The organism is Cysteiniphilum litorale (assembly GCF_003428165.1).
GTDB lineage: Bacteria > Pseudomonadota > Gammaproteobacteria > Francisellales > Francisellaceae > Caedibacter > Caedibacter litoralis.
On record NZ_QLIQ01000017.1, the window covers coordinates 21,059 to 40,663 of the forward strand.

Consider the following 19,605-nt stretch of genomic DNA (forward strand, 5'->3'; position numbering starts at 1 on the left):
ATGTCCTTATCTACTCACTAGCCTTACCTTCCTGAAACTATCGAACACTAATCGGTAGTGGCTGCCAAAGTTATAAGATACGGGAAAATCGGTTGAAAAATCGTTTAAAATATCTGTTTCTGCTATTTTATTACCATCTACAACGATTATGTCATTGTATGTTGTATATGCTCTGCCATCTTGCACAGGCTCATGTTTAAAAGTGAGGATGGTAGAACTGCCATCTGCGGTTTTTAATACCCAAGAAGCACGTTTATTAGCGCTATTGCAGGTTCTAGAATCTTTGTCCATAAAAATAGAAAGCTCAGCATCTTGTGGATTGATATTAAGCGTGTGCGGTCTCACATACGACACACATTTAGAATATTTATGTCCGGTAATGTAGTTGACTGATAGCTGTGTGTCATTGGCATTATTTTGAAAAGTAACAGGATGTGAGCCGGAGGCAAAAGCACTCATGCTGCTTAGCAGTCCCAGTGTGATGCATAATTTAATGGTTCGCATATAAAAACTCCTTGGGTTTATGAAAAATATTAAACTTGTTAATGCTCTTATTAGGCTAAAGCATAGGGGTATCATAACGAGATAATACATATGCACCAGTAACTTAAGGTTCTTTGTGATTGATTTTAGAGCTTTAGGAGTGATCAATCGAGTTAATAAAGTGACCTGTGGTTGCTTGTGGGGGCAAAGTGCTTAGTGGTACATTCACGTTGTGGTCATGGTTAAGAATAAAAAGCCGTGGTCACACCAAACTTAAATTTAGCCACAAGGAGATATATGAAACTAAAACAGTTAACCCCAGTACTTTTTCTAATCATTAGCAGTCACGCTTTTGCCGCATCCTCGCATCTTGTTACTTTTCAGAATAATGCTGGAGGTGATGTCAATGTGAATTATCTAAAAGGGCATGCCTATTCAAAATGTGTGTCTTATGTTGATCCAGCACATCTAACTATTCCAATGAATGCTGCGAAGACATCAGTGTTTGAAGATCGTGATAGTAGGTCTTGTTTAAATGGTAATAAAAGAGCTTCTTGGGAAATTATTGCGCCTAATATAGATAAAATAGTGATTACTTTGGAGCATAAAAAAATTGGAACCCGTTGGCGAACTTTTTTCTCGACAGAGCATGGCATCGTAGCAACTCCAACCAAGGTCTATTTTGATAAACTACGCTATGCGCTAGATATTAAAGATATTAATACAATCACTATTTTAAAGTGCACCTTACCTTGGCAGTGTTGATATCACTGTTTTAAAATAATGCACGAGCAGTATTGCAAAAAATCCCAGATATTAACACAAACCAACTAGCCAAAGATCAGGTTTTTAGGCTACACTTTGGGTGGGAATTAAATTACAACGATATTCCGATAATCAACATTTAAAAGGAGCTTAAATTTATGAATAAAGTAATTAGACCAAAACGTGTGTATGCAGCCATTTGGATGCTCTATGGTGTGAGTATTCTGGGGCTGTTGGATTTAATGACATCCTCGACTTTAGTTATGGTGCCAATGGAGCATGTTTGGCTTGACGTGGTTGCTTACATTGTGCTCATTGCAGTCGCATTTGTAATTAGTCTGGGGGTTAAAGCGGCAAAATGGATTTATATAATCCTTGCGATTATCTGGTATGCATTTTTAATCTTTTATTTGCCAGAGCACGCCAGTCACCCGCTTAATTTTTGGTTAGTGTTTATTGAAATTATTTTAATCATTGCCGCATTTTATATTTTGTATCAGCCAAAAGCCGTGCGTTGGTTTAATAAGACGCAAAGTGTGTAACTTCCTTTACTGATAGCCTAAGCATAGCGCTAAGTAATACTTCACACCATAGATCATGGCATTCACAGATAAGTCAAAGGTTGGTTCATGCACCATCGAGGTGAAGCCTAAAGTTTCATTACGCACGCCTAAAAATGCATAACATGCTGGAATCTCTTTGGCAAAGTAGGAGAAGTCCTCTGATGCCATCCATGGGATATGAGATAGTAGCGTGTTTTTCTCACCGACCACATGATTTGCTGCGGCAATGGATTTTTGTGCGCAGTTGGCATCATTTTGCGTTTCAGGATAACCAGGCAGATAATCGATATCAACCGATCCAGCATAAGTAGCGGCAATGCCATTGGCAATTTCATATAAGCGCTTTTTAACGAGCTCGCGCGCAGCTTGGCTAAGATAACGAATACAGCCCTTAAGTTTAGCCTTATCGGCAATCACATTATAAGCACTGCCAATATTAAGTGCGGTGATAGAAAGCACTGCAGGGTCAAAGCTTGAAAGGTTTCTTGAGGCAATCGTTTGCACAGCGTTGACAAATTGCGTTGCCATAATCATCGGATCATTGGTCGTGTATGGCGTGCTCGCATGCCCACCTTTACCGATAAAGGTAAGATCAAATAGATCAACACCGGCTAAGGCGACAGGTTGGCAAATTTGCATTTTCCCTTCATCAATCGAGGGTAAGACATGGATACCATAAATAGCGCTAACACCTGCTAATGCACCATCTTTGATCATTGCCAGTGCGCCACCGGGTAAAACCTCTTCAGAAGGTTGAAATAAGAAGCGTACATTAATTTTTAATTGAGCTTTTTGAGTAACCAATGTATGCGCTGTGGTGAGCACCATTGCACAATGCGCATCATGCCCGCACATATGTGCTTTGCCATCGATGGTTGACTTATAATCACACGTGTTTTGCTCGTGTATGGGTAACGCATCCATGTCAGCGCGCAGTGCAATCATCGGGTAATCAGGGTTGACAATCAAATCAGCAATAAGTCCTGTTTTGCCAATATTGCGCTTAATCGTTAATCCAAGCGTCTGTAGTTTGCCCGCGATAAAATCGGCAGTATTTTCAACATCAAAGCCAAGTTCGGGGTGGCGGTGAATATGCTCACGCACTTCGCGTAAATAGTTTTGATCAATCGTTAAGTCGTCAATGGTATTAGGCATTGAGAGTCTCCTTTTTTGACAAATGTTTAAGTGTGTTTGCTGTAACCAATGAGGCAGTTAAGCAGCTGATTAAAATCAGCAAAATGGTACTGTTTAAAATCGCATTACTTAAAATACCTGTTTTATAGCCGACCAAAATAATCGCTAAAGTTGTAGCAGCGTGCGCGCTACTTAAGCCAAAGATTAAACGACCATCAAGAGGTGATAGTTTAAGTGTAAGCTGGGTAAATTTAGCGGCAAGCCATTTACTTAAAAGCGCAACAATGATTAAAGTAATCGCGATACCTAAGACATGATGAATATCAACAAGCACATATAAGTTCACAATCATACCAACGCTAATCAGAAAAACTGGAATAAACAAAGTATCACCAATAAAATGAATTTCGGCCTTTAATTTTTTCTTTTTGGCAACAAAACGATTTAAGGATAGACCTGCAAAAAACGCGCCAATAATCGCATCAACCCCGATGATCTCAGCAAGTAATGCCAACAGAAAAACGACTAATAGCACAAAGGTGTAGTGCAGACTTTTCTTGCGCGCAAAGAGATAAAAAAATCCCTTAGCAATATAGGGGATAACAATAAAGGCAATCAAACTAAAAAGGATAAAACCAATGACAAGACTTATTAGCATTATCATACTGCTACCTTCTTGATGCAGTCCGGTAACCAATGCCAGAATAAGTAGCACTACTGTATCGGTAATAATGGTGCCGCCCACGGCAATGGCAACTGCTTGGCGTTTGGCGTGTCCTTTTTTACTGACCATCGGGTAAGCGATTAAAGTGTGAGTTGAAAACATAATCGCAACAAGGATTGCTGCATTGGCTTGAAAACCAAAGCCATAATGAAAAACGGGAAAACCTATAGTAAAAGGGATAATAAAGGTTAGTATGCCAAAGAGTATGCTTTTGCGTTTATGTAGTTTAAACTCCTTCATCTCAAGCTCAAGACCTGCTAGAAACATAATATAAAGGAGCCCCGTGGTAGCAAAAATCGTTACCGCAAGGTTTTGATCTAAAATATTTAAGGCATGGGGGCCGACGATAATACCGGTGATAATCAGCCCGATAATGCTCGGTATTTTGCTGTAATGACAAATTACTTTAGCCGCAAGAATGAGCACTAAAACAACGGCAAAAATGCTTACAGGATTATCTAGCGGTAGGGTAAATAAGTGTTTAAGCGTCTCAAGCGTATGCATGAATAATCCTTGTTAATTATGTTTTGAAAGGCGTATGCAATACGCCCCTACGTAATTACTATTATCGGCAAAGTTGTTTTTAACCTAATACATCAACACCTTTAGGTGGCGTGAAATCATAGGTTTTAGCAGGGATCTTTGCAGTAGAAATATCATAAAATTCAATATGCGTGGACTGCCCAACTTCTGTTTGGATAAGCATGGACTTTGGTGTGCTGCCAGCGAAAGTAATATCGATATATTTAATCAAAGATTGATCATTCACTTTAGGTGTTAAGCGATAAGTGTGCTCGCCATTTTGTGTTATGCTAAAGAGCTTTTGCAATACTTTACTATCACCGGTTAATAGCAGCAAATACGGTGCTTGTGAGATGTTTTTCGGCACCTCACTAATTGTGACTTGCTCTAAATCTTCATCATAGTTCCAAAGTTTTTGACCATTGGATAACAGCATTTGTTTTTGTGGCGACTCAACTTGCCATTTAAAAAAGCTTGGTTTGCTTACCCATAATTCACCCGTGCTCGTTTCTTTAATGCCTTGTTGTGGATTAACTAAACTTTGGCGAAATTTGGCATGCATGTTTTTAAGGTTGGTTAATAACCTAAACAATGTACTATCAGCATCATTATTCTTGATATTTTCGATATTCTTAGAATTCTCAAGAGTGGCAGTTTTAGTTGCTATTGGTGTGCTGTTTTTGTCCGCTGCAAACGCAGGCTTTAGTAGTACGCCAGAGAGTAGGGTGATGGAGGTTAAACCTAAAAGACTATATTTAACCAACGGCTGTATTTTTTGTATATTGTTCATCGCTGTCACCTTTTTACCAGTACTTCGCGCATACCATTGCTTTGCATTTCGCTAACAAGACCAGCTGCTTCCATTTCCTCTATTAAACGTGCTGAGCGGTTATAGCCAATACGCAAGCGGCGTTGGATGTTTGAAATTGATGCGCGCTGTGTTTCAAGTACGATTTTAACGGCTTCATCGTACAGTGGATCAGTGCTATCAGCACCAGTCTCGCTGTCACCTCCTTCTTCATCTTCACTAGCGGTGATGCTATCGATATATTCAGGCTCGCCCATTTCTTTCCATGCAGCGACCACGCGATGTACCTCATCATCATCGACAAAGGCGCCATGCACACGAGCAGGTACGCCTGAACCAGGCGGTAGATAAAGCATATCGCCATGACCTAGGAGCTGTTCAGCACCTTGTTGATCTAAAATGGTGCGCGAGTCAATCTTTGATGACACCTGAAAAGCGATACGTGTTGGAATGTTGGCTTTGATCAAACCCGTGACGACATCAACCGATGGGCGTTGTGTTGCAAGGATTAAGTGGATGCCTGCCGCTCGCGCTTTTTGTGCCAAGCGTGCAATCAGTTCCTCCACCTTTTTACCCACAACCATCATCATATCGGCAAACTCATCAGCAATGACAACGATGTAAGGTAGCTTCTCTAATAATGGCGCATCTTCATCGTGTCCTGGACGCAGCTTAAGCCACAGTGGATCTTTCATTGGATCGCCTGATTTTTCCGCTTCAAGGATTTTCTCATTTAATCCGGCAATGTTTCTAACACCCGCAGCTGCCATAAGTTCGTAACGTCGGTCCATTTCTTTAACACACCAACGTAGCGCATTAGCCGCCTCATTCATATCAGTAACAACCGGTGTCAAAAGATGTGGTATACCTTCATAGATCGATAACTCAAGCATTTTTGGATCAATCATAATAAGACGCAGATCATCCGGTGCTGATTTATAAAGCATACTGATAATCATCGCATTGACACCAACTGATTTACCAGAACCAGTCGTTCCTGCAACCAATAGATGTGGCATTTTGGCAAGATTAGCTGTTTCAGGTGTGCCTGCAATGTCAACACCTAGCCCCATGGTCAAAGGTGAGCTTGATTCGATAAATTTATTATGCGCCAAAACTTCTTTTAAACGCACCATTTCACGCTTTTGATTCGGTAGTTCAAGACCCACATAAGGTTTGCCTGGAATCACTTCAACAACACGCACACGTGCGGCAGAGAGAGAACGTGCTAAATCTTGCGCTAAACCACTTAATTTACTAACCTTAACCCCAGGGGCTAGTTCAACTTCAAAGCGTGTGATTACAGGTCCTGGGTAACTGCCAACAACTTTAACCTGTACGCCAAAATCAGCCAGTTTCTCTTCCACCAATAACGCCATCTTTTGTAAGAACTCTTTAGAGATAAGCTCTTTTTTTGCTTCAGGATCATCAAGTAGATCTAATGATGGTAGACCAGTAATTTTATCGGTCTTATTTTTAGGTTTTTTAGATATTGATGACTTACTTATAGGCACTGGTAAAGGGATGTCATTGATCTCAGGTAATGCCTCATCATCAAGCGCTTTTGTTAGTGATTTTGGTGTGAATTCATCATCAAAAGGCTCAAAAGAGATCTCGCGATCATCTATGTGTTGATTAATGCCTGGATCATTGTAACTCAAGTGATCAAGTGTATCATGCTCAGCCATTAAGTTATCTTGCTGTTGTTCTTTTTCTCTTTCTCGTTCTTTCTCAGCATTTTTTGCCAGTAATTTTTGCTCTTTTAACTCGGCCTTTTCATCCTTTTTTTGCTGCTTTAGCGCTTCTTTTTGCGCTTTTTGTTCAGCGCGCGCTAGCGCTCTTTGCTCTTTTTCTTCAGGAGAGCTTGTGAAAAAGTCTTTTATTGTCATCACAATAAAACGAATAAGAGCAGCAAGTGAGCGAATCCAAAAACCACCTGAAAACAAGGTTAATCCTAAGGCAAAAGCAACAATAAGCACCAAAATACTGCCGGCAGTGCTTAGGTATAAAATGGCATATTTAGCGACTTCCTGCCCTAAAATGCCGCCAGCGCCTTCAGGCATGTAGACACTAAAAACAGACAATCCAATCTGAGCCAATCCGCTTCCTGAAAACACCAATAAAATAGCACCAGCAAAACGCATAAGCATCAGCAGTATGCTACTCTCAGCAAAGGTTTTACGCTCAAGGAAAAGCTGCCAGATGCCATAGACCAATAAAAAGGGAATCAAAAAACCAAAGACGCCACAAATGCTTAAGATAATGTTGGCAGTATAAGCACCGACAATGCCGGCGTAATTGTAGACCTTATCTTGTGATTGCGCGATCGTCCAACCTGGGTCGTTACTGTTATATGAAAAAAGCGATAACAATAAAAACAAAGCAATCGCACCCATTAATACAAGCCAAGTAATCCGTAAGCGATCAACCAATAGTGGATGAAGCTCCTTTTTAACGGTTGCTTGATTGGCAGATTGTTTTGCTGTTTTAGCTGTTTTGTCGGCTCTAGTCTTCTTAGAATCCGCTTTTTGTGATGTGTTTTTCTTACTTTTACGCAGCAGCGCCACTCTTAATTCCTCATATTCATCGAGATTAAACGCCCTTATCATACCAAGGGCAAAACAAAGCAGGCAACTCGTTTTGCCAGAATGTTGATAGATTAACGGTTGGGCTTGTAGCTAGCAGCGCTTCTCAGGTAGAATGGCGCAAGTTTATTTGCTATTAAAAAACTAACATAAGGAAACTTAAGATGAATAACGCATTTTATGATCATTTACGTCAAGGGATTAATGAGATCAAAGAAGCAGAAACCTACAAAGGTGAGCGTATTATTAACTCACCGCAATCCTCAGATATTACCCTTAAAAATGGAGCACATGTTATTAACTTTTGTGCGAATAATTATCTAGGACTTGCCGATAATAAAGACTTAGTGGAAACTGCTAAAAAAGCATTGGATCAATATGGTTATGGCGCGGCATCTGTACGCTTTATTTGTGGCACACAAACGCCACACAGAGAGCTTGAAGATTTGATCAGTCAATATCTAAAGATGGAAGAGACGATTGTGTTCCCATCATGCTTTGATGCCAATGGTGGCGTGTTTGAGTCTATATTGACTGCCGAAGATGCGGTGATTAGTGATGCGTTAAATCATGCCAGTATTATCGATGGTGTGCGTTTGTGTAAAGCGATGCGTTTTCGCTATAAAAATAATGATATGAGTGATCTTGAAGCGCAATTGCAAGCAGCTGATGAGAAAGGTGCACGCTTTAAGCTCATTGTCACCGATGGTGTTTTCTCAATGGATGGTATTATCGCCAACTTAAAAGGGGTCTGTGACTTGGCGGATAAGTACAATGCACTTGTGATGGTGGATGACTCGCATGCCACAGGTTTTATTGGTGAAGAGGGACGTGGCACACCAAGTTATTGTGGTGTTGAAGGTCGAGTGGATATTATTACCAGTACGTTGGGTAAAGCATTGGGTGGCGCTTCAGGTGGTTTTGTATCAGCGCGTGCGCCAGTTGCTGAGATGTTAAAACAAAAAGCACGTCCTTATTTATTCTCAAATGCCTTAGCACCGATGATTGCAGCAACATCAATGGCAGCGATTAAATTGGCGATGAGCTCAGATGAAAGACGTGATGTGTTGCAACGCAACCAAAAACACTTCAGACAAAAAATGACCGCAGCAGGTTTTGATCTGATCCCTGGTGAGCACCCGATTATTCCGGTGATGTTATATGAAGAGAAAAAAGCGGCTGAAATGGCAGAGAAGTTACTTGAAAAAGGTATTTATGTGATTGCATTTTCGTATCCGGTGGTCCCTAAAGGTTTAGCACGTATTCGTACACAAATGTCAGCAGCGCATACGCTTGAGCAGATCGATAGAACAGTGCAGGCATTTACTGAGGTTGGTAAGGAAATGGGGATTATTTAAAATGCAAAAAGTTCAAAAAATGCAAAAAACGATGAAGGCATTATCTAAGCTTAAAGCTGAGCCAGGTATCTGGATGACCGAGTTACCTGTTCCTGAAGTCGGGCATAATGATGTATTGATCAAAGTCAAAAAAACAGCGATTTGTGGTACGGACTTGCATATTTATTTATGGGATGAGTGGTCGCAGAAAACCATTCCGGTACCAATGGCTGTTGGGCATGAATTTGTCGGTGAGATTGTCGATTTAGGCTGCGAAGTTAAAGGCTTTAAAATTGGTGATCGCGTTTCAGGTGAAGGACATATTACCTGTGGGTTTTGTCGCAATTGTCGCGCGGGTAAGCGTCATTTATGTCGCAATACCGTTGGTGTTGGGGTTAATCGCCAAGGCGCGTTTGCTGAATATTTAGTGATTCCTGCGGAGAATACCTTTAAAGTACCTGATTATGTTAGTGATGATATTGCCAGTATGTTTGATCCTTTTGGTAATGCGGTGCATACTGCGCTATCCTTTGATCTTACCGGTGAAGATGTACTAATTACAGGTGCCGGTCCTATCGGCATTATGGCAGTGGCGATTGCGCGTCACGTCGGTGCTAAGCATATTGTGATTACTGATATCAATGATTATCGCTTAGAGCTAGCAAGACAAATGGGCGCAAGTGTTGCCCTAAATGTCAAAGACCATAAAACAGCAGCGGAACAAGCTAATGCGCTAAGAAAGACGATGAATAAGCTTGGCATGACCGAAGGCTTTGATGTTGGGCTTGAGATGTCAGGCCATCAAGCGGCAATTAATGCGATGATTCAAACAATGAATAATGGTGGCAATATTGCTTTGCTAGGCATTGGTGGCGCTGAAGTTACCGTGCCATGGAATGATATTGTTTTTAAAGGCTTGCACTTAAAGGGTATCTATGGTCGTGAGATCTATGAAACTTGGTACAAGATGGCAAGCATGGTTGGCTCAGGCTTAAATGTAAACCCTGTGATTACACACCAATTTGATGTTGATGATTTCTTAGAAGGGTTTGAACTAATGAAGTCAGGGCAGTGTGGAAAAGTTATTTTGAACTGGGCATAAATCTAATAATTTATATCTTATATTTCTTGCTTTTTGCTTACTTTTATTATCGAATATTCCCCTTTCTAGGGAAAACGATTAGAGAAACATATGAACGTATTAAAAGGGCAAGGTAGTGTCCTAACCATCGCAAGTCTGACTGAATTTGGTGAGCGTTATAGCTACTACGTGATTCAGTCATTACTTATCTTCTTTTTGATTCACAAATTTAATTTACCTGAAGCAAAGGGTGCATCTCTTGTGGGTACGGTGCTTAGCATGGTATATATCTCAGCATTGGTTGGTGGGTATATCGCCGATAAGCTCATCAGCTATTACCGTGCGGCAACACTTGGTGTGGCGTTTATGATTGCTGGGAGCTTAGTGTTAGCCGTTGCAAGCTCTGAGAACTTACTTTTTCTGGGTCTTTCATTTATTTCAATTAGTACGGGATTGATTAAATCAAATATAAGCTCATTTATCGGACGATTTTATGATAAGACCAATGCGACAGAAGGGCAGCGTGATTTTGGTTTTAATATCTTTTATGTTGGGATCAATTTAGGGGGCTTTGCTGCATTATGTGTTGCTTCTTACTTAAGTGAAACCTATGGCTTTGCCGCGCCCTTTTATTCAAGCTTGATCGTGTCGATACTGGTACTGATCAATTTGATCGTTGGCTTTTTTATTTTGGCAAAGCACATTAAAGAAGTGAAAATCAATTTAGCCATTGTCGCTAAAACCATTCTAATCTTAGCAGTGTATTTTGTGGTGGTCTTTCTGGTGTTAAAGAATCCAATCATTGCCAATGTTGCCATTACAGTTGCAGGACTAGGGTGCTTTATCGTTATGCTTGTCTCAGCGCAAAAAAAATACTGGCGTAATGTCATTGTTGCTTTTATCTTTTTTGCCTTATCCATTTTGTATTGGGCACTATTTTTTCAGATCTTTATTTCAGTGTTGCTGTTTATCTCAAAAGGAGTGAATAATAACTTATTGGGTTGGCATATCTTAGACTCGCAGTTTTTAAGCTTTGAATCGGTAGGAGTCTTAATCTTTGGCTTTTTTATGGGGAAACTGTGGTTGTCATTAGAGCGCAAAGGCAAAGCAGTGCAAGATATTGATAAATTTAATATTGGTTTTATCTTACTTGCCGTTGTTTTCTTAGTCATTTGGGTTGGTATTCAGTTGACACCTAAAGGTCAAGGCGTTCCTGCAATATATATGATTATCGCCTTTTTAATTATGGCAATCAGTGAGCTATCATTATCAGCGATTGGTTTGTCACTTATCACAAAATTAGCACCACCTAATTATGTTTCTTTATATATGGGAATCTGGTTGGTAACCCTTGGTATTGGCGGCAAACTTGCCGGTGTCATTGCCCAGTGGGCACCTGTGACTGGTGATATCCATAGTATTAAAACTGGAATGTCTGAAGGTTTGCAATTGTTTATTGTCTTAACGATAGTCGGTGCTTTGTTGTGTTTATTGTTAAGACGATTTGTGATTGCTAAGCGATGAATCAAGAATAACTTGTGTTTTAATTTCCCCCTCACCCGTGCAACCTAAGCCGCACGAGCGATCCCACAAGGGGGAGAGGTACTAGCTGGTGCAATTTATTTATAGCGTTAATTAGCCTTTTCTGGCGCCAAATACGATAGATAGTAAAATCAGTAAAGTACCAATGCCTTGCACTAATGTAATATGCTCACCTAAAAAAATAAATGAAAAAGCCAATGTTGAGATCGGCATTGCCGCAGTAACAAGTCCTGCGGTACTGGCACTCACCTGATCGCATCCCATAAACCAGAAAAGATAGAATAAAGCAGAGGCAACTGATACTAAGAGTAAAACAAAATAAGCATTAAAGCTTAAACCAAGTAACTCATGCCAGTTAGCGAAAAATAACAGTGGAATCATCGCAATGGCATTGATTAAATTCATCAAAAATGCCGATTTTACAGCGGGTAATTGAGTGTTTTTAAACTTGCTAATGACATAATAAAGTGCTTCAGGAATCATCGCTAAAAAGATGATCATATCTCCAATAATTGATAATGCTGAAAAGTCGTGACTTGATAGGCTTGAGCCATTAATCGCAATTAAGCCAATGGTGGCAAAGAGGATACAAAGTGCTTTAAAACGGGTAATGCGTTGGCGGAAAATAATAAACGATAAGATAATAATCATCGCCGGCAGTGTGCTGGTAATAAGTCCTGCCATACTGGCACTGGTGAATTGAATCCCTGAGAGCATCAACAGGTTAAAGAACATGCCTGCACATAGCGCTTGCGCAATCAAAACAAACCAATCTTTCTTGTTAAGCGATGAAATAGTGCTTTGTGCATTATTTGTTTTTTTAATAAAGGGCATGCATGCCAAAAGGACAAGACTGCCAACAATAAAGCGTATTTCAAGTAAGGCAATAATCGATAAGTGTGATACCAAAAATTTGGAGCCGGTGATATTAACCCCCGTCACCATTTGTGCAACGATTAATGATAAGATGCTCCACATAAATCCTCTCCCAATATTGGCTTATTATGATCTGGTGATATTTAGTGGCGCCCAACTTTGGCAGGTTGGCATCACCTCAAGTGTGTTGATATTAATATGTTGAGGTAATGATGTCGTGAAATAGACAATCTCAGCAATATCATGTGCAAGCAATGGTTCAGTTTGATCATACACTTGATTGGCTTTTTGAGCATCTCCCTTAAAGCGCACTACGGAAAACTCAGTTTGTGCAAGCCCTGGTTCAATATCGGTGACACGAATGTTTTTGCCCTGAAGATCAGAGCGTAACGCACGCGAAAACTGTTGAACAAACGCTTTGCTGGCACAATAGACATGCCCACCTGGATAGGGCCAATTCGCAGCAATGGAGCCGATGTTAATAATATGACCATGGTTGTTATCAAGCATCAATGGCAATATGCGCTTGGTAACATATAACAGACCATTAATATTGGTATTAATCATCGTTTCAAAATCAAGCTCATCGGCATCTTGAAAAGAGGCTAAGCCCAATGCTAAGCCTGCATTATTAATCAAAATGCTGATGTTTTTCATATGCTCAGGTAGTGCACTAATGACTTGATCAATGGCATCCTTATCGGTGACATTCAGCTCGGCAATATGGATGGGAAAGTCTTGATTGAGTGTTTTAGCTAATGCTTGTAAATGACCAAAGCGGCGCGCAGTTAAAATGACGGGGTGACCGTTGGCATTATACTTGCGTGCCATTTCAGCACCAAAGCCCGAGCTTGCGCCTGTTATAAACACAACGGGTTTAATGTTGGTAATAGATGATTTAGTAGGTTTGTCATGCATGATGTGTCGACCTTGGTTTGTCGGTGGGTAGAGACAAAGTGTACGAAAAAAAAGTGCAACAATCATCCCTGTTGATCAGCTTTTTTGATACCATAGCGAGAATGAATCATTAGCTTTGTTTAGTCGTATTAATGCAGCTTGATAGTTTAGTAATTTTTAAAAATCGCCCAGCGCGTGTCATTGGGTTTGTTGATAAGAAAGTTGAAATTCAATTAGAAGATGAAAAAACCGTTAAATTACCTGAGAAAAACTTACTGCTGCTGCATGATGGCGGCTTTAAGAAATTTGAGGTGTTAACGACTGATTTAGGTGAGGGTGAGCTCATTGATGCTTGGGGATTGTTGCAAGGTGCTAAAACCAATTATAGTGAGTTGAGTGAGCTTATTTATGGTGAGTATAATTGCACAACAGTTTATGGCACGTGGCAAATTGTGCAAAAAGGCCTGCATTTCTTCGCGCATGAAGATGAGATTGGGGTTAATACGCCTGAGGCGGTAGATGACATTATTAAACAAGCACAAGAGAAAGCACAAAAAGCACAAGCATTAGAGACTTTTATCACGCGCTTAAAACAAAAAACCTATGCTCCAGAGGATGAACCTTTTGTTAAAGAGTTGGCATCATATGCTTTGGGACAAGCGGCAGGCTGTCGTTTTTTTAAATTAATTGACAAGGAAGAGACCCCAGTTAATGCCCATGCATTGCTGCTTGATATTGGCTATTGGGATGAGTTTGTCAACCCTTATCCCATGCGTTTAGATGCGGCTTTACAAGCCCCTGTTTTTGAGTTGCCTGAAATGCAATCTCAGTCGCGTGTTGATTTAACCCATTTAGCAAGTTATGCAATTGATGATGAGGACAGTCACGATCCAGATGATGCGTTGAGTTTTGATGAAACAACGCAAAAACTATGGGTGCATGTTGCAGATCCCGCGAGTTTAGTAGATGTTGATGGTGAGATTGACAAAGAAGCACGCGCTCGAGGGAGTAACCTTTACTTACCTGAAGGCGTCATTCCAATGTTGCCACATCAGATTACTGAGGACTTAGCATTGGGTCTTCATCCGACATCTCCGGCTTTATCAATTGGTTTTAAGCTGATCGATGGTGAGGTTAAAAATATTGAGATCGTATTATCAACCATTAAGGTAACGCGCTTAAGTTACCAAGAAGCAGAGCATAAATTAACTGAGGCACCATTTAGTCATTTTGTATGTTTTTCTAATGAATTTAGCAGCTATCGTCGAATGCATGGTGCTGTTGAGCTACAGTTTTCAGAGGTGAAGCTCAAACTGCGTGATAAGAAAGTCAATATCATTCCTTTGGCAACATTGCAAAGTCGCAATATCGTGCGCGATGCGATGTTAATGGCAGGCGTGGCAGTTGCGACCTTTGCTGATCAGCATGAAATCCCATTGCCTTTTTCAACACAGCCAGAGCATGATCTAAGCGAAGAAGAACAAACACCTCAATTGATGTCAGAAATGTTTGCCACTAGAAGACGTTTACAAAAAGGACAATATAAAAGTAGTGCCGATAGACATGCAGGCATGGGATTAAATGCCTATGTGCAGGCAACTAGTCCATTAAGGCGCTATTTGGATATGGTGGTGCACCAGCAGATAAGACGATTTTTAAAATCTGAAACTTTGTTCTCAGGTGAAGAGATTCTCATGCGTATTGGTGAAAGTGAATCAGGCATTAAAGCTGCGCGTCAAGCAGAAAGTTTTAGCAATAATCACTGGAAATGTGTTTATCTAATGCAAAATCCTAACTGGCAAGGCGAGGCGGTAGTGATTGAGAAACAGCAAGGCAATCGCGTTACTGTTTTTATTCCCGGTTTGTCATTGATCAAGAAATTAACATTGGCGGAGTCTGCAGAGCTAGATACAACGATCACAGTGACCTTAAGCGATGTGAAGCTTGCAACACAGGATATTTATTTTAGGGTTTAAAATATGCAATCAACAATCCATACGCTGTCAACGATTATTTATGATGTACAAACAAAAGATCGTGCGCGATTAATGATGCGTTTCAGCGAGCTTGCCAAAGCGCATCATACGGATAATGATAAATGGCAAAAATTGCTCACTGACGCGGATCAATCCAAAGAAAAGGTGGCACTGCGTTGCACGAGCATGCCTAAGATTAATTATCCTGATTTGCCAGTTAGTCAGCGGGTTGATGAGATTAAAAAAGCCATTTGTGATAACCAAGTGGTGATTATTGCAGGCGAAACTGGCTCGGGTAAATCAACGCAATTACCCAAAATTTGTCTTGATTTAGGTTTAGGTGCCAAAGGACTTATTGGACACACGCAACCAAGGCGTCTGGCAGCGCGCTCCATTGCCAATCGCTTAAGCGAAGAGACCAACATGCCACTAGGGCAAGGCATTGGTTTTAAGATTCGCTTTAGTGATCAAACCAATGACAATACCTTTATCAAGGTGATGACCGATGGGATTTTGTTAGCGGAAATTCAAAATGATAAATATCTCTCGCAATATGAAGTCATTATTATCGATGAGGCGCATGAGCGCAGTTTGAATATTGATTTTCTATTAGGACATATTCACCAGATATTAAAAAAGCGTCCTGATTTAAAGCTTATTATTACTTCAGCGACGATTGATCAGGCACGTTTTGCTGAGCATTTTAATGCACCAATTATTGAAGTCTCAGGACGAACTTATCCGGTTGAGATTCGTTATCAAGATCCGCTAGACTTTGATGATGAGCTATCACAAGCAGATCAGATTTTGCGTGCTGTGCATAGTTTGCATCATGAAAAATCAGGTGATATTTTGGTATTTCTAGCAACGGAGCGTGATATTCATGAAACAGCAGAAGTATTAAGGAAAGCGCAATTAAGACACACCGAAGTTTTGCCATTATTTGCGCGATTATCCAATGCTGATCAAGATAAGATATTTAACCCACGAGGCGTTGGCAGGCGCATTATTTTATCAACGAATGTTGCCGAGACCTCATTAACGGTGCCTGGTATTCGCTATGTGATCGATAGTGGTGATGTGCGTATTAGTCGATATAGTTATCGCACTAAAGTGCAACACTTGCCGATTGAGCCAATTTCACAAGCTAGTGCCAATCAAAGAGCGGGGCGTTGTGGACGCGTGGCTGAAGGAATTTGTATTCGACTTTATTCAGAAGAAGACTTTCTATCACGTGCAGCATTTACCGATCCTGAGATTTTACGTACGAACTTAGCGTCAGTTATTTTACAAATGGAAACCTTAAAGCTTGGTAATATCGAGAAGTTTCCCTTTTTAGAGAAACCCGATTCGCGTATGGTCAAAGATGGTTATCGCTTACTGCATGAGATAGGTGCCTTAACTGAACACAGCAAAAAACATCATCTGCAAATCACGCCAATTGGGCGACAAATTGCCAAGTTTCCATTGGATCCGCGTTTGGCGCGAATGCTTGTCAGTGGTGCGAAACTCGGTGTTTTGCGCGAGATTCTGATTATTGTCAGTTTTTTAAGTATTCAAGATCCGCGTGAGCGACCGATGCAGTTTCAGCAAAAATCAGATGAAATGCATAAACAGGATCACCATCAAGACTCAGATTTCTTGGGAGTGGTTAATCTATGGCAACGCTTTCATAATGAAACTAAAGGCTTGTCTCATCGCTTAACACGTGAATATTGCAAAAAGAATTTCTTATCTCCTTTGCGAATGCGTGAATGGCGAGAGGTTTATTTCCAACTGCTGAATCTAGCGAAGACCTTTAAGTGGACAATCTCAGAAAGTGAATCAAGCTATGCACAAGTCCATCAAGCACTATTATCAGGGCTATTAGGCTATATTGGCTTTAATTATGAGCTTAAGGAATACTTAGGCGCTCGCGGTATGAAATTTTATATATTTCCTGGCTCATCGCAGTTTAAACGCACACCAAAATGGCTGTGTGCTGCTGAAATTACTGAAACGACGAAACTCTATGGGCGAATGATCGCTAAAATCGACCCTGCTTGGCTAGAGTCTATTGCCGAGCATTTAACCAAAAAACATTATAGCGAACCGCATTGGAGCCAAAAGCGTAAAGCAGTGATGGCAAGCTTGCGTATTACGTTATATGGCTTAGATATTGTGGTTAATCGCAAGGTGCAATATAGTGATGTTGATCCACAAGTCTCGCGTGAGTTATTTATTCGTCATGCTTTGGTGTATGGTGAGTTTGCAACAAATGCTGCATTTTTCCAAAAGAACTTGAGTCTATTAGAAGAAGTCGAAGACTTGGAGCATAAGGCGCGTAAACGCGATATTGTCGTTGATGAGGAGACTCTATTTAGTTATTACGATAAATTGATTCCAGCGGATATTAACAATGGTGTGGTATTTGAAAAATGGTATCAATCCTTATCAAACTTTGAGCGTGAGCAGCTGGTCTTTGACAAAAAAAGTCTGATGCAGCATGAAGCACATGAAGTGACCAACAACGCCTATCCTGATTTCTTTGATTTTGGCAGGTTTCAATTACCGTTGAGTTATCATTTTGACCCAACTGCAAAAGATGATGGGGTAACGATGACCGTGCCATTAGTGCTATTAGATCAAATCGATGCTAATCAATGTGATTGGCTTGTACCTGGATTATTGGAGGAAAAAGTTATTGCTTTGATGCGTGCACTTCCTAAGAATATTCGTAAAGCCTGTGTGCCGGTGCCCCATTATGCCAAAGCTGTGATTGAAGCAATTGACATTGATTTAGCTGCCAATTTTTATGATATTCTAGTGCGTCAACTCGTGCGTATTACCGGTATTTCATTTGACTCAAGTGTTTGGCAGGATGCGGCTATTGAGGCGCATTTATATATGAATTATCGTGTGGTTGATCCGCAAAACAAGGTGCTGGCTGAAGGGCGTGATCTAAGTGTGATTCGTGATCAATTGCGTGGTGTTGAACGTCCACAGGTAAGCGTGGCTAAAAAGAACAATGATACACTTTATCAAGCGTGGGATTTTGGTGAGATTGCATTAACGCGTGATGTCACAGAACACAGTATTAAATTGAGTGTTTATCCATGTATTGAGACACGTGAGGATGGTGTGGTATTGACACATAAATCAACCCTACTGGAAGCGGAAATCGCCACAAGGCTTGCAACACGTAAGCTGTTGATACTTTCCTGTTCACATATCAATCGCACATTGGTTGAACGCATTGCGCATAAGAAGAACTTACATTTATTATTTAGTCTTATTAAAGAGACGAAATGGCAGGATGAGTTAATTGCCAAAGCTTATGATATTGCTTTTGCGATTGAGAAAAAGCCTGTTGTGCGCACGCGCGGGCAGTTTAATGCGATGCATGATTCAGGAGGAGGTCAGTTGGTATCAACGATCGAAAATCTATGCAGTGATATTGAAGCCTTAATGTTAAGCTATCAAAGCTTACATAAATTACTTAATCGCAAGAAATTGCCTTTTGATTTATTAGCACTTTATCAAGAAGTGCATACTATCGTTGATGGTTTGGTTTATAAAGGCTTTATTGTTAAAACGCCTTATCATTGGTTGCAGCGTATTTCACTCTATCTACAAGCACTTAGCAACCGCTTGGAAAAAGCACCAAGAGCAGCAAAACAGGATCGCCAGTATCAAATTGAACAAGAGGAACTCATTCATTTGCTTAAGCAAAAAATGCAACAAAAAGGCGTGATTAACACCCTTGAGATTGATGAGATTCATTGGCTTATGTATGAGCTATGGATCTCATGGTATAGTCAGGACGTTAAAACTATTGAAACGGTGTCAACAACGCGATTGAAAAAAAGAATTCAAGCGTTGTAATATACCGCCTGCAACGCACTTTACAGAGTTTCTACCGTTGCACTTCTCGTGCTTGTGAATGATTGAGTTTTTGCAGCTAAATTCAACGCAACAAACACGTAGCCGGTAGCTTTCTAAATTCTTACAAAAAGTCGGGAATTTCAGTTGGTCTAATATAGTGGTGATAAGAAGAGATCACCTTGCAGTATATAGATGATGAGAAGGGAGGGAGTATACTGCAAGGTAATTTCATGGTCTCAAGGTTACGATCACAGGACATACTGAAAGAGAAGGGAGAGAGAAAAAAGTTTGCTCTGTGATCGTGATCCCCTTGAGTGATGTCAGTATCACAAGCCAATATTAAGGTAAGCTTAAGATATTAAAATAATTCTAAAAAAATTGTGTATTCAAAAAAGATCAAAGAAGCATGATCTGTATTTGCTTTCTAGCAAGGGCTTTGCTAAAAGAT

General features: G+C 40.4%; 14 protein-coding genes. 7 read left to right on the forward strand and 7 right to left on the reverse strand.

The features are described from left to right. Window positions 1-6: 6 nt before the first annotated feature. A complete protein-coding gene (locus DNJ75_RS07980) occupies window positions 7-504 on the reverse strand; it encodes a hypothetical protein (protein ID WP_117002926.1) in 498 nt (165 codons plus the stop codon). Window positions 505-780: 276 nt separating this feature from the next. Between DNJ75_RS07980 and DNJ75_RS07985 the strand changes: the two genes are divergently transcribed. Then, window positions 781-1,248 (forward strand): hypothetical protein, encoded by a 468-nt coding sequence (locus tag DNJ75_RS07985; protein WP_117002927.1) that lies wholly within the window; start codon window positions 781-783, stop codon window positions 1,246-1,248. A gap of 158 nt (window positions 1,249-1,406) precedes the next feature. Next, window positions 1,407-1,790 (forward strand): hypothetical protein, encoded by a 384-nt coding sequence (locus tag DNJ75_RS07990; RefSeq protein ID WP_117002928.1) that lies wholly within the window; start codon window positions 1,407-1,409, stop codon window positions 1,788-1,790. Between the two features lie 6 nt (window positions 1,791-1,796). On the opposite strand, the gene DNJ75_RS07995 is transcribed toward DNJ75_RS07990, so the two are convergent. The 4 genes from DNJ75_RS07995 to DNJ75_RS08010 form a co-directional block, all read right to left on the reverse strand. Then, window positions 1,797-2,966 (reverse strand): M20 metallopeptidase family protein, encoded by a 1,170-nt coding sequence (locus tag DNJ75_RS07995; RefSeq protein ID WP_117002929.1) that lies wholly within the window; start codon window positions 2,964-2,966, stop codon window positions 1,797-1,799. Continuing rightward, a complete protein-coding gene (locus DNJ75_RS08000) occupies window positions 2,959-4,173 on the reverse strand; it encodes a cation:proton antiporter (protein ID WP_117002930.1) in 1,215 nt (404 codons plus the stop codon). The genes DNJ75_RS07995 and DNJ75_RS08000 overlap by 8 nt, the downstream gene beginning before the upstream one ends. Window positions 4,174-4,252: 79 nt before the next feature. Further along, window positions 4,253-4,981, reverse strand: coding sequence for an outer membrane lipoprotein chaperone LolA (gene lolA, locus DNJ75_RS08005; protein ID WP_117002931.1), 729 nt, complete (start codon window positions 4,979-4,981; stop codon window positions 4,253-4,255). Window positions 4,982-4,986: 5 nt separating this feature from the next. Next, window positions 4,987-7,395 (reverse strand): DNA translocase FtsK, encoded by a 2,409-nt coding sequence (locus DNJ75_RS08010; protein WP_373282848.1) that lies wholly within the window; start codon window positions 7,393-7,395, stop codon window positions 4,987-4,989. Between the two features lie 353 nt (window positions 7,396-7,748). Between DNJ75_RS08010 and DNJ75_RS08015 the strand changes: the two genes are divergently transcribed. The 3 genes from DNJ75_RS08015 (at window position 7,749) to DNJ75_RS08025 (ending at window position 11,526) form a co-directional block, all read left to right on the forward strand. Beyond that, window positions 7,749-8,942: a glycine C-acetyltransferase gene (locus DNJ75_RS08015; RefSeq protein ID WP_117002933.1), complete on the forward strand. Its 1,194-nt coding sequence runs from the start codon at window positions 7,749-7,751 to the stop codon at window positions 8,940-8,942. A 31-nt stretch (window positions 8,943-8,973) separates the two neighbouring features. Beyond that, window positions 8,974-10,023, forward strand: a complete 1,050-nt coding sequence (tdh, locus tag DNJ75_RS08020; protein ID WP_117002962.1) for an L-threonine 3-dehydrogenase — start codon at window positions 8,974-8,976, stop codon at window positions 10,021-10,023. A gap of 90 nt (window positions 10,024-10,113) precedes the next feature. Further along, the gene (locus DNJ75_RS08025; protein WP_117002934.1) at window positions 10,114-11,526 is read left to right on the forward strand and encodes a peptide MFS transporter; all 1,413 of its coding nucleotides are present in this window, start codon (window positions 10,114-10,116) and stop codon (window positions 11,524-11,526) included. Between the two features lie 111 nt (window positions 11,527-11,637). Here the strand turns inward: DNJ75_RS08025 and DNJ75_RS08030 are convergent, their stop codons facing one another. Both DNJ75_RS08030 and DNJ75_RS08035 read right to left on the reverse strand, forming a co-directional pair. Beyond that, on the reverse strand, window positions 11,638-12,522 hold the full coding sequence (locus DNJ75_RS08030; protein WP_117002935.1) for a DMT family transporter: 885 nt from the start codon (window positions 12,520-12,522) through the stop codon (window positions 11,638-11,640). A 24-nt stretch (window positions 12,523-12,546) separates the two neighbouring features. Next, on the reverse strand, window positions 12,547-13,338 hold the full coding sequence (locus tag DNJ75_RS08035) for an SDR family NAD(P)-dependent oxidoreductase (RefSeq protein ID WP_117002963.1): 792 nt from the start codon (window positions 13,336-13,338) through the stop codon (window positions 12,547-12,549). Between the two features lie 131 nt (window positions 13,339-13,469). Here DNJ75_RS08035 and DNJ75_RS08040 point away from each other — a divergent pair, with 131 nt between their 5' ends. Together DNJ75_RS08040 and hrpA are read left to right on the forward strand one after the other, a co-directional pair. Continuing rightward, window positions 13,470-15,293 (forward strand): RNB domain-containing ribonuclease, encoded by a 1,824-nt coding sequence (locus DNJ75_RS08040; RefSeq protein WP_117002936.1) that lies wholly within the window; start codon window positions 13,470-13,472, stop codon window positions 15,291-15,293. A gap of 3 nt (window positions 15,294-15,296) precedes the next feature. Further along, complete coding sequence (gene hrpA / locus DNJ75_RS08045; protein ID WP_117002937.1) at window positions 15,297-19,157, forward strand: ATP-dependent RNA helicase HrpA; 3,861 nt, start codon at window positions 15,297-15,299, stop codon at window positions 19,155-19,157. The last annotated feature ends 448 nt before the right edge of the window (window positions 19,158-19,605 follow it).